The sequence below is a fragment of the Dasania marina DSM 21967 genome (genome assembly GCF_000373485.1).
Lineage (GTDB): Bacteria > Pseudomonadota > Gammaproteobacteria > Pseudomonadales > Dasaniaceae > Dasania > Dasania marina.
This window is the reverse complement of the sequence record NZ_KB891586.1, coordinates 134,675-146,527: the sequence shown is the minus strand read 5'-3', so window position 1 is coordinate 146,527 and position 11,853 is coordinate 134,675. Positions and strand designations below refer to the sequence as shown.

Here is an 11,853-nt window from a genome sequence, read left to right as displayed (position 1 = left end):
CATAGCACTGGCAACAGGCAAACAGTTATACTCGCCCTTGATTTGAAGGAAACTTACCAAAGCGAATTATGTCAGAGCACATTCACGAACTAGACCTCTGTGGCCTGCAATGCCCCTTGCCGCTATTAAAAACCAAACTGCACTTAAACGGCATGGCCGTGGGTGAGCGCGTGCGGGTGCTGGCTACCGATGCCGGTTCGTTAAGAGACTTTAAAGCCTACGCCGAACTAAGCGCGCATCAGCTGATTAGCAGTGAGCAGCAGCAGGGTGTCTATATTTATGTGATAGAGCGTGGCTAAGTGCTCATCACGGTTCGTGGCTAATAAATAACCTATTCAACACCCTAAGAGATAATGGCATGGTAGCAGTACTTAAAAAATGGCTGGATCATATTTTTGCCGATGAAGAAGCGTTGATTTTATTAATGCTGATTTTCGGCAGCCTGCTGTTAGTGGTTACTATGGGCAATGTCTTAGCGCCCGTTATCGCCAGTATTATTTTTGCCTTTGTGATGCAGGGTATTATCGCGCAATTAATTAGCCGCAATGTACCTAACTGGTGCGCTATAACAGTGGCCTATACCATTTTTATAGGTGTCTTTATCGTCGTGATGTTTTTATTACTGCCCTTAGCCTGGCGGCAATTGGCCAACTTATTTCAAGAGCTACCGGTGATGATAGGCAAGGGCCAGCAGTTGTTATTGGTTTTGCCCGAGCGTTACCCCGAGTTTATTAGCCATGAGCAAATTAAAGATTGGGTAGGCCTCGCAAAAGCAGAGTTGGGCAATGTTGGGCAGTGGCTGCTGTCGTTTTCGTTCTCAAATTTAGCCAATGTGATGGGGCTACTGATTTATATCGTACTGGTGCCTATTTTGGTGTTTTTCTTTTTGCGTGATAAGCAATCGCTGCTAGCTTGGCTGGGTACCTTCCTGCCCGCTGACCGTCCTATGTTGAATAAAGTGTGGCTAGAGATGAACGCGCAAGTGGCTAATTATATGCGCGGTAAAGCCATAGAAATATTAATCGTGGGCGGGGTGTCGTATATATCCTTTTCCATATTGGGCTTAAACTATGCGGCGCTTATGGCTTTGTTGGTGGGGGGGTCGGTATTAATCCCCTATATTGGTGCGGCGGTAGTGACTGTGCCGGTGGCCATGGTGGGCTTTTTTCAATGGGGTAGTGGCTCCGAATTTATTACCTTAATTATTGTTTATGCCGTGATACAGGCCTTGGATGGCAATGTGTTAGTCCCTTTATTGTTTTCTGAGGCGGTTAACCTGCATCCCATAGCGATAATTTTAGCAGTGTTAATTTTTGGTGGTTTGTGGGGGCTGTGGGGTGTGTTTTTTGCGATACCCTTGGCGACTTTAATTAAGGCCGTGTTGAATGCTTGGCCGGGTAAACATCAAGTGGCGGCAGAAGGACTAACAAGTGAATAATGTTGTAAGGGCTTTGTTGTTAGCTCTAAGTAGTATTTTATTAGTAGCCTGTAGTGTCTTTCCTTTTACTCAGCAGCCCGTGGTTAGTGACAATGATGGCCGCAGTTATCAAGCCTTAACGCTGGCGAATCAACTGCAAGTCTTGTTGGTTTCTGATCCTAATGCTGAGAAAGCAGCAGCCTCTTTGGATTTGAATATAGGCAGTCGCCAAGATCCAGCACAGTCTGAAGGGTTGGCGCATTTTTTAGAGCATATGCTGTTTTTAGGCACCGAAAAATATCCTGAGCCCGGTGAATATCAAGCCTTTGTTAGCCAGCACGGCGGCAGCCATAATGCCTATACCGCGTTTGAACACACCAATTATTTTTTTGATATAGAGCCGCAATATTTAGCGTCGGCGCTGGATAGGTTTTCACAATTTTTTGTCGCCCCTTTGTTTAGCTCGCAATATGTGGAGCGCGAAAAAAATGCGGTGCATTCAGAGTACATGGCCAAGTTAAAATCTGATGGTCGCAAATCGCTGGAGGTGTTTAAAGAACAGGTCAACCCTCAGCACCCCTTTGCAAAATTTAGTGTGGGCAACTTAAGCACCTTGTCGTCTAGCTCTGAAGGCGCGTTACGGGATGAACTAATAGCGTTTTATCAACGGTATTATTCCGCCAATGTCATGCGCCTGGTGGTAATAGGGCGAGAACCGCTAAGTGAGTTGCAAGCTATGGTGCAGTCGCGTTTTGCCGCCATCGCCAACCGTAAGCTTAGTGTGGGCGATATAGCACAGCCCTTGTTTACGCCAGGCGCACTGCCTATGCAAATCATGATACAGCCGGAGCAAGAGCAGCGCAGCTTAACGCTTAACTTCCCTATAGATGATGTCTATGACTACTACCAAGAGAAGCCGCTGGTTTACTTAGGCAATATTCTTGGCCATGAAGGCAAGGGTAGTTTGTTGTCTTATTTAAAGCAGCAGGGCTGGGCCGAGGCGCTGAGTGCTGGTGCTGGTTTAAGTTATCGCGGCGGATCTAATTTTAGTATTAGCATTAAGTTAACCGAACAGGGTTATCAACAGTACCAGCAAGTGGTTACTGCGGTGTTCCAATTATTGGCGACTATGCAGCAAGCGGGGCCGCAAGCTTGGTTGTATGAAGAACAGGCCAAGGTGGCCGACATACAGTTTCGTTATCAAGAGTCGGTACAGCCTATACAGTACAGCCGCCAACTGGCCAGCAATATGCACTACTACCCGGTGCAGGACGTGCTGCGCGGCCCTTATATGATGCAGCGCTTTGATAGCGACTTAATTGCGCGCTATTTGGCAGCACTTACGCCTAGCAATCTGTTGTTAACCCTTACGGCTCCCGGTGTGGCGGTTAATCAGCGCAGCAAAAATTACCAAACCCCCTATAGCGTACAAACGATTGCGCCGCAGCAACTGCAACATTGGCAGCAGGTGCAGCCCAACCCGGCTATACAATTGCCCAAGCCTAATCATTTTATAGCGAGTGATTTTCAGCTACTGCCTGCGGCCGAAGCCAGCCCAGTACCGCAGTTTATCGTGCAGCAACCACACTGGCGCTGGTGGTTTAATAATGATGACACGTTCAATATACCTAAGGGGTTTATCGCTATCAGCATGCGTTCGCCCTTAGCGGGGCAGAGTGCTGAGCAGGCAGTATTACTTAAGCTGTATGCCCGTATGCTGCAAGAGCAGATGAACGAATATGCCTACCCGGCCGCTTTAGCGGGTTTACATTATTCGCTTAAAAATCATATGCGCGGCCTGAGCTTAAAAGTGTCGGGTTTTAATGAGAAACAGCCACTGTTGTTTCACAAGATGTTAGTCGCTGTGACTCAGCCCGAGTTTGATGAGCAGCGCTTTAGCCGTATAAAAGCCGATATGCAGCGCAGTTTAGAAAACGCCGTTAAGCAACAACCCTACAATATGTTAATGAATGATTTGTCGCAGCTGATGTATCAATCATTATTTACCGAACAGGATAAACTGCAGGCCTTAAGCGGGTTGACGCTAGCGGATTTACAGCAGTATGTTGCCCAGTTTTTACAGCAACTGGATGTAGACGCTATGGTGTACGGCAACTACAGTCGGCAGCAGGCACAGGCCATCGCTGCCAGTGCTAGGCACTTATTACCGCAGCCCGAGCCTGCTGCATTCACCTTGCCCGATATAAATATACTGCGCTTGCCTGAGCAGGCTAGCGCTATGGCCGTGGCTAATGAATATAGCGATGCGGCTTTGCTTTACTATGTACAGGCTAATGATGAGCAGGCTGCTAATTATGCCGCCTTTGAAATAGCGGCACAGTTGTATCAGTCCGATTTTTACAGCTCGCTGCGCACAGAAAAACAACTGGGTTATATCGTTACCTCTGGCGCTTATCCCATGCACAAAGTGCCAGGCTTATTTTTTGTGGTGCAGTCGCCAGTGGCGGGAGTGCAAAGCTTGCAGCACGAGTTTGAGCAATTTATAGCAGCTAAACAGCAGACACTGGCCGAGTTAAGCGAGCAGGACTTTAACAATGCCAAGCAGGTGTTAGTGGCGCGCTACGCACAAAAAGCGACCAATATGGGTGAAGCCCATGAGCGCTTTTGGCAGGATATAGCCATGGGTGATTATCAGTTTGATTCTAGGCAGCAGCGTATAGCTGGCTTAAACGCGCTGAGCCTGGAGCAGTGGCGCCAGCTGATGCAGGTGCAACTGTTCAATGCGGACAAGCGTAGTCTATGGTTGTATACCGCAGGTAATTTCGTCCAGCAACCGGCTTTGCTGAAACCGTCCAGCTCATCTATGGAAGCATTTTCCGGCCAACAGCGTTATTATTCTTTCCAATAACAATATATGGATAACACGCCATAGGGTGAAAAGGTCGGCTTATGTCTCACGCGCTAGTTGTTGATGACTCCCGTACATCTTCTGCCATGCTGGGCAAGATGTTAAAAAAACACAATATAGAAACCGTCAATGTAGACTCTGCCGAGCAGGCCTTAGCGTATTTAAAAACAGCTAGGCCGGCGATGATTTTTATGGATCATATGATGCCTGGCATGGATGGTTTTGATGCTGTGAAAGCCATAAAAGCTGAGCCTGAGCTGGCGGCTATTCCTATTATTATGCATACCTCGAAAACGGGCGATATTTATGTAGGCCATGCTCACGCCCTGGGGGCAGCGGATATCTTGAGCAAGCCCGCCAGCGACAAAGCCTTGTCCGATGTCTTGGCGCGCTTGGCTCAGCCGGTCGATCTAGTGGAGCTATCTGAGCTGATTAGCGCTGATTTTGATGAAGCACCTCGCCACCCCACGCTAGAGCAGGCTGCGCTATCGCAACCTATGCTGGAGGCCATCCAGTATGAAGCCAATAGTTACGGGGTTGATAACCGGCCTAAGTGGTTAAGCGCTGTGGCCGCGCTGATGGTGGTAGGTCTGTTATTGGTGCTTATGCTCTACTTCAAGGTCAGCGCCGAGCAACAAGCGCTACAGCGCCAGCAGCAGGATTTATATGAGCTCAGCAGTTGGGCGGCCAGCCAAGCCGCAAGTTATGATTACGGCGAGCAGCCCTTGGCAGGGTCTAGACAACGGCTCATCGAAGGTATGCTTAGCCGTTTAATCGCTATGGGCTTTGCCGGTGAATTGCAAATAGAAGGGCATATAGGGGCGTTTTGTTTAAGCGAAACGCTGATAGCGGGCGGCGAGCAAATAATGTTGCTGGCCCCTGCCGATCTACCTTTAGCCGCCTGTAGCCAGTTGGGATTATCGGCGGGGCAAGCGCAGTTGGCTTCGGTGGAGCAGAGTGAAGCGTTTAGCCGTTTTATGAATAGTTCGCCCTTGCTGAATGGCTCGGGGGTGCGCCTAGTAATTACGGGTAAGGGCAGTAGTGAGCCGCTATACGATTACCCGTCCGATAGTGAAAGCAGCAACGCCGGTGACTGGAATATGGTGGCTATGCAGAATAATCGCTTATTATTTAATCTGGTGCCCAACTAATTAGATCGGCAAAAGTTGCTTAAAGAATTCCATAGCGCGGTTTGCTATAACACTATGATTTTCAGCGCGCTAAAAATGGCCTATAATCGCGCCTGAATAAAATTTCCAAAATGACTTGAATTAATGTAGTATTTTTACAAGTCAAGTGAGACTCCATATACCGTCTATAATGACTAAGCTTTTATATCGCAAAGTGCCCGTAGCAACCCTACGGGCACTTTCATAAGGGCTACCTCAATAAATCGCAAAACGACTATGCACGAGGAATACTATGCAGCAGGATAAGGACCCCATTGAAACGGCCGAATGGATAGAGGCTTTGGATGATGTTATTAAGCACGGGGGGCATGACCGCACCTCGTTCTTGATGAAAGTGTTAGCAGAGCACGCGTTACAAGCCGGTGCGACCTTACCTGCGGCAACGACTACCCCATTTTCAAACACCATACAGCCCCAAGAAGAACGCCGCATGCCTGGTGATTTGTTCATGGAGCGACGTATACGTTCATTAATCCGTTGGAACGCCTTGGCGATGGTGATGCGCGCCAACGATAACAATGATGGCCTAGGGGGTCATATATCGTCCTTCTCTTCGGCAGCCACCTTATACGATATAGGCTTTAACTATTTCTTTAAGGGCAACGATAATGGCCCTGGCGATTTAATTTTTTATCAAGGTCATAGTGCGCCGGGCATGTACGCCCGTTCTTATTTAGAAGGCCGCATTACTGAAGATCGATTAGACGGCTTTCGTCGCGAAGTGGATGGCAACGGCTTATCCTCTTACCCACACCCTTGGTTAATGCCTGACTACTGGCAGTTCCCCACTGTATCTATGGGCCTAGGCCCTATACAAGCGATATACCAAGCCCATGTTATGAAGTACCAGCAAAGCCGTGAGTTGCTAGATCATAGCGACCGTAAAGTCTGGGCTTTCCTAGGTGACGGTGAGTGTGACGAGCCGGAATCACTGGGTGCTATCTCACTGGCTGGCCGTGAGCGCTTAGACAACCTGATTTTTGTAGTTAACTGTAACCTACAACGTTTGGATGGCCCGGTGCGTGGCAACGGCAAAATTATCCAGGAGCTAGAAGGCGTGTTCCGCGGCGCAGGCTGGGACGTGATTAAAATAGTATGGGGTCGCCATTGGGATACCCTGCTGAAAAAAGATAAAACGGGTTTACTGCAAAAGCGCATGGACGAAGTCTGTGACGGCGAGCTGCAAAACTACAAGGCCAACGGTGGCGCGTATACCCGCGAGCACTTCTTTGGGAAATACCCCGAGTTATTAGAGTTGGTTAAAGACTTATCCGACGACGATATTATGAAGCTTAACCGTGGTGGCCACGACCCATATAAGGTTTACGCCGGTTACGCGCAAGCGGTTAAGAGCACAGGCAAACCTACCGTGGTATTAGCCATGACCGTTAAAGGTTACGGCATGGGTTCGTCGGGTGAAGCGCAAAACGAAACCCATTCGCTGAAAAAACTTGATGTAGAAAGCTTAAAAATATTCCGCGATAGATTCGCTATCCCAATTACCGATAGCGAATTAGAAAACGTACCCTACTACCGCCCCGCGCCCGATAGCCCAGAAATGATCTATATGAAAAAGCGCCGCGATAGCTTAGGGGGCAGCATCCCTTCAAGAAAGGCTGACTTTGAAGCCTTGGAAGTGCCCAGCATAGAAGCCCTAGGCGGGCAATTAAAATCCAGCGGCAAGCGTGAAATTTCTACCACCATGTCGTTTGTACGTACGCTTTCAACATTAACCAAAGATAAAAAGATAGGCGAACGCATAGTGCCTATCGTGCCGGATGAAGCGCGTACCTTTGGTATGGAAGGTATGTTCCGCCAGTTAGGAATTTACTCGTCGCAAGGCCAGCGTTATACGCCCCATGACTCAGACCAAATTATGTTCTACAAAGAAGATAAGAAAGGTCAAATTTTAGAAGAAGGTATTAACGAAGCCGGTGCGTTTTCGGCCTGGTTGGCCTGTGCAACGTCGTACAGTAATCACCAATACCCCATGGTGCCGTTTTATATTTACTATTCCATGTTTGGTTTTCAGCGCATCATGGATTTGGCTTGGGCGGCGGGTGATTCGCAAGCCCGTGGTTTCTTATTAGGTGCCACCGCTGGCCGTACCACCCTAAACGGTGAAGGCTTGCAGCACCAAGATGGCCACAGCCAATTAATGGCCAATATGATTCCTAACTGTCGTTCTTACGACCCTGCTTATGCCTACGAACTAACCGTGATTATTCAAGACGGTTTACAGCGTATGTATCAAGAGAAGGAAAACTGCTACTACTACATTACTTTAATGAACGAAAACTACGTGCAGCCAGAAATGCCGCTAGGCGTAGAAGCGGGCATTATTAAAGGTATGTATTTGTTGAAAGAAGCCAAAGGCAAGGCTAAGCACCGCGTGCAACTTCTGGGTGGTGGTACCATCCTACGCGAAGTGGAAGCCGCTGCCGAAATACTGGCCAACGATTACGCCGTAGACGCGGATATTTGGAGCCTCACCAGTGTTAACGAACTGCGTCGCGAAGGCATGGTGGTTGACCGCTGGAATCTTTTACACCCCGACCAAAAACCAAAAGTTTCCTATGTGGCTGAGCAATTAGCAGGCCGTGAAGGGCCCGTTATTTGTTCTACCGATTATATGAAATCTTACGGTGAGCAAATTGCACCCTACATAGATGCTCGTTATGTGGTGCTGGGCACCGACGGTTATGGCCGTTCTGACACCCGCGCACAGCTGCGTCGACACTTTGAAGTCGACAGAAGCTTTGTGGTGGTTGCCGCGCTTAAAGCCTTAGCCGACGACGGTGCTATCAAGCACAGCGTTGTCGCAAAAGCGATTAAGCAGTTAGGTATAAACAGCGAAAAACCTGACCCCATGCACAGCTAAGCATGGCGCAACCCTTGGTGATAACAGAACAATATAGAAGGATGACAGTGTGAGCATTCAGACAGTAAAAGTGCCAGACATAGGCGGTGACGAAGTAGAAGTCATTGAAATCTGTGTCGCGGTAGGCGATCAAGTTGCCGTAGAAGATTCCATCGTAGTATTGGAGTCAGATAAAGCGTCCATGGAAGTACCCTCGCCGCTAGCCGGTATCATAACGGCTATCAGCATAGCCGTGGGTGATAATGTTGCCGAAGGCGCAGCCCTATTAGAGATAGAGGTAGCCGGCGAAACTGCCGCAGAACCTGTAGAAAAAGAGCCTGTAGAAAAAGAACCTGCAAAAAAAGAATCTGTTAAAGCAGAATCTGAAAAAACAGCGGCTGTGAAAGACGAACCGGCTAAACAAGAAGCTGTCGAAGCCGTTGCAGAGCCAACAGAGTCTGCTGCCAGCGCAAGCAGCGTAGAAGTGATTAAGGTGCCCGACTTTGGCGGTGGTGAAGCTGAGGTGATAGAAGTCTGTGTCGCCGTCGGTGATGAGCTGGCCGAAGGCGATTCCATCATTGTGTTAGAAACTGACAAGGCCTCTATGGAAGTACCTGCGCCGAAAGCGGGTAAAGTGCTTGCTGTGACTATTGCTGTAGGCAGTCAAGTCAGTGAAGGCACTGCCATGCTGGAATTAGAAATTGTGGGAGCAGCCGCGGCTACACCAGCAGCTGCCGCCGAACCGGCTCCCGTTGCGCAAGCCGCAGCTGAGACCGCCGCGCCTGCGCAGGAAGTCGCCAGCAGTACAGAGGTAATTAAGGTGCCCGACTTTGGCGGTGGTGAAGCCGAAGTGATAGAAGTGAGTGTGGCGGCCGGTGATGAAGTGGCCGAAGGCGATTCCATTATTGTGTTAGAGACGGATAAGGCCTCTATGGAAGTGCCTTCACCGAAATCGGGTAAAGTGCTTTCCGTTACCATTACTGTAGGCAGTAAGGCCAGTGAAGGTGCGGCCATACTAGAGCTAGAAATTCAGGGCGTCGTAGCGCCTGCACCGGCTGCCGCGCCAGAGGCTGCCCCCGTTGTAGCCGCTCAACCTACAGCGGCTCCCGCTGCAGTTAGCGAGGCTTCTCCGCAGCAGCGTGTTTCGGGTAAAGACTTTGTCGGCGATGCCATGTATGCCGGCCCTGCCGTACGCAAAACCATGCGTGAGTTTGGTGTAGACGGTTTGCAGATTAAAGGCTCCGGCCCTAAAGGCCGTATATTAAAAGAAGATGTACAAAGCTTTGTTAAAAATAGCTTAGCCAATAAACCGGCTACGGTTAGCGGCGGTTCAGGCATACCACCCATGCCGGCGATAGATTTTGCCAAGTTTGGTGCAGTCGAAATAAAACCGCTAAGCAAAATCGCGAAAATTACCGCGGCGAATATGCAGCGCAGCTGGTTAAACGTGCCGCATGTTACCCAATTTGACGATGCTGATATTAGCGATTTAGAGGATTTTAGAGCGAGCTTAAAGGCAGAAGCAGAAAAGCGCGGTGTAAAAATAACACCATTGCCTTTCTTGTTAAAAGCCTGCGCCAATGCGCTGCGCGCCAACCCAACCTTTAATAGCTCACTAGATGCTAGCGGTGAAAACCTAGTGTATAAAGACTATGTGCACATAGGTATGGCGGTAGATACCCCTGCCGGTTTAGTGGTGCCAGTGATACGCGATGTCGATAAAAAATCAATTTGGGAACTGGCAGCGGAAACCGCTGAGCTAGGTGCAAAAGCCAAAGATAGAAAATTAAAGCCCGCCGAGATGCAGGGCGGTTGTTTTACTATTTCTAGCTTGGGCAGTATAGGCGGTACCGGTTTTACACCTATCGTTAATGCGCCGGAAGTGGCTATTTTAGGTGTGTCAAAATTAGCAGTAAAGCCGGTGTGGAATGGCAGTGAGTTTATGCCTAGGAAGATGCTGCCGTTGGCGCTGTCTTATGATCACCGGGTGGTAAACGGTGCTGATGCAGGTAGGTTCTTTACCTATTTGGCTAGCTTATTAGCCGATGTCCGTCGTTTGGCCTTGTAAGCCTTTTAATGTAATAAAAAGCCGCTCATCGTAGCGGCTTTTTTTATAGGTGTTGGTTTACAAAACTAATCCCTTAGGGATCTTAATGCAATGCGGTGGCGTTCTAAAATAGCGCTAATAATGCCCTCGTTTTTTAGTTCAGCAATAACTTTATTAATGGTGCTGATGAGTGCTACCTTAGTGGATTGTTTAGAGATGGCGAGATAGTAGCTGTGTTCGCTTATAGCTGGTTCGGCAAATTCTATTTTGTTTGCTAACCCATACATATTCGCTAAATAAAGCGCGGTTAATACATCGATTGCGCCTAGCTCTACTCTGTTGCCGCCTACCATTTTTATTAATATATCATCGGATAGCACCGGTACTATTACCTCTTCACTGCTGTTTCCCAGCATAGAGACTAATTTATCGTACATGGCATAATCTCTAACGGCGGCTATTTTTAAGCCTGCAAAATCTCGTTTACTACGCCAGTGGAAGCTGTTAGGAAACTGCTGGGACGAGTACACTAATTTAGACACACTAGTAAAAAGGGCATCACTGTATTGTAAGTGATGGCTGCGTGGTTCGGTATAAATCACTCCGGGCAGGGCATCCATGCGGCCGGCGCGCACTTCGACTATGGCTCGGCTCCAGGGCATGGTGTGAATTTTTGCTTCGACATCGGGAATGCGAGCAAAAATTTCATGAATAATTTCTACCAATACACCTTGGTTAATCTGTCCTTGATGATTGCCTACCAAGTAGGGCGGCCAAGTGTCGGTAGCGAAATTAATACGCTTTAATTCAGCATCGGCAAAGCTGCTAAACGATAAGCTTAAGTATACAGCTAGGCATAGAATGGTTTTCATAGTGACTGCAGTTAAACAAGAAAAGCGTTAATAGTTTTGGGTATATAAGTTTAAGCTACTTGCAGTCTAGCAGAGTTTAAGCAGAGGCTGATGCTAATAAGAAAGCCCTGTCTAGGCGGCAGGGCTGGTTAATCGCTATGATTTAGGGTTTGCCTAGCCGGGTTTAGGCCAGACAAAGTCAGGGCGCAGCGCTTCATAAACGGGGCGGCCATCACTGGGGGCAGCGGCACCCGCGGCAGGGTCATAAAAAGCGTGGTAAGTGGCAGGTAGCTGTGTGCTGTTATAACCCATAAGATTAGGGACTATTACGCGTATACGTTTCTCTTTATCGTCTAACATGATTGGCGTGCCGCATTCGCCACAGGTGCATAACTCCAAGGGGCCGTTGGGGTTGTTAGCGTTAAAGGGCTGGCGTTTTAACCCCGCTATGTTATCTACCGATATGTCGCCATAGTTAAAAAATACCACGTGGGTGTCATCTTGGCCGGTAACATTTTTGCATACCGAGCAATGGCAAGTGTGATTGTCTATGGGCTCGTTACTGGCATGGGTATGTATGTGTTCACAGCCACCTTCATATTTATGTGACATGATCTTT

Annotated in this window: 8 protein-coding genes; 6 read left to right on the top strand and 2 right to left on the bottom strand. The window is 48.5% G+C overall.

Annotation, left to right across the window (positions count from 1 at the left end; genetic code table 11):
• The first annotated feature begins 68 nt into the window (after positions 1–68).
• From B067_RS0113425 to aceF, 6 genes are all read left to right on the top strand, one after another.
• On the top strand, positions 69–299 hold the full coding sequence (locus B067_RS0113425; protein ID WP_019530600.1) for a sulfurtransferase TusA family protein: 231 nt from the start codon (positions 69–71) through the stop codon (positions 297–299).
• 59 nt (positions 300–358) lie between these two features.
• Positions 359–1,438 carry an AI-2E family transporter gene (locus B067_RS0113420; protein WP_019530599.1) on the top strand — a complete coding sequence of 360 codons (1,080 nt, stop codon included), beginning with the start codon at positions 359–361 and terminating at the stop codon, positions 1,436–1,438.
• Positions 1,431–4,286, top strand: coding sequence for an insulinase family protein (locus tag B067_RS20495; RefSeq protein ID WP_019530598.1), 2,856 nt, complete (start codon positions 1,431–1,433; stop codon positions 4,284–4,286). The genes B067_RS0113420 and B067_RS20495 overlap by 8 nt, the downstream gene beginning before the upstream one ends.
• A gap of 41 nt (positions 4,287–4,327) precedes the next feature.
• Positions 4,328–5,437: a response regulator gene (locus B067_RS21355; RefSeq protein ID WP_019530597.1), complete on the top strand. Its 1,110-nt coding sequence runs from the start codon at positions 4,328–4,330 to the stop codon at positions 5,435–5,437.
• 271 nt (positions 5,438–5,708) lie between these two features.
• Entirely contained in the window at positions 5,709–8,357 is a 2,649-nt protein-coding gene (gene aceE, locus B067_RS0113405; protein WP_019530596.1) for a pyruvate dehydrogenase (acetyl-transferring), homodimeric type, read from the top strand.
• Between the two features lie 49 nt (positions 8,358–8,406).
• A complete protein-coding gene (gene aceF, locus B067_RS0113400; protein ID WP_019530595.1) occupies positions 8,407–10,404 on the top strand; it encodes a dihydrolipoyllysine-residue acetyltransferase in 1,998 nt (665 codons plus the stop codon).
• Between the two features lie 65 nt (positions 10,405–10,469).
• On the opposite strand, the gene B067_RS0113395 is transcribed toward aceF, so the two are convergent.
• Together B067_RS0113395 and B067_RS0113390 are read right to left on the bottom strand one after the other, a co-directional pair.
• Positions 10,470–11,255: a substrate-binding periplasmic protein gene (locus B067_RS0113395; protein ID WP_019530594.1), complete on the bottom strand. Its 786-nt coding sequence runs from the start codon at positions 11,253–11,255 to the stop codon at positions 10,470–10,472.
• A 153-nt stretch (positions 11,256–11,408) separates the two neighbouring features.
• The gene (locus tag B067_RS0113390) at positions 11,409–11,846 is read right to left on the bottom strand and encodes a GFA family protein (RefSeq protein WP_019530593.1); all 438 of its coding nucleotides are present in this window, start codon (positions 11,844–11,846) and stop codon (positions 11,409–11,411) included.
• Positions 11,847–11,853 lie beyond the last annotated feature (7 nt).

Coding starts and splice junctions, on each gene's coding strand:
- aceE (WP_019530596.1), top strand. CDS start 5,709: ATGCAGCAGGATAAGGACCCCATTGAAACGGCCGAATGGATAGAGGCT.
- B067_RS0113425 (WP_019530600.1), top strand. CDS start 69: ATGTCAGAGCACATTCACGAACTAGACCTCTGTGGCCTGCAATGCCCC.
- B067_RS0113420 (WP_019530599.1), top strand. CDS start 359: ATGGTAGCAGTACTTAAAAAATGGCTGGATCATATTTTTGCCGATGAA.
- B067_RS0113390 (WP_019530593.1), bottom strand. CDS start 11,846: ATGTCACATAAATATGAAGGTGGCTGTGAACACATACATACCCATGCC.
- B067_RS21355 (WP_019530597.1), top strand. CDS start 4,328: ATGTCTCACGCGCTAGTTGTTGATGACTCCCGTACATCTTCTGCCATG.
- B067_RS0113395 (WP_019530594.1), bottom strand. CDS start 11,255: ATGAAAACCATTCTATGCCTAGCTGTATACTTAAGCTTATCGTTTAGC.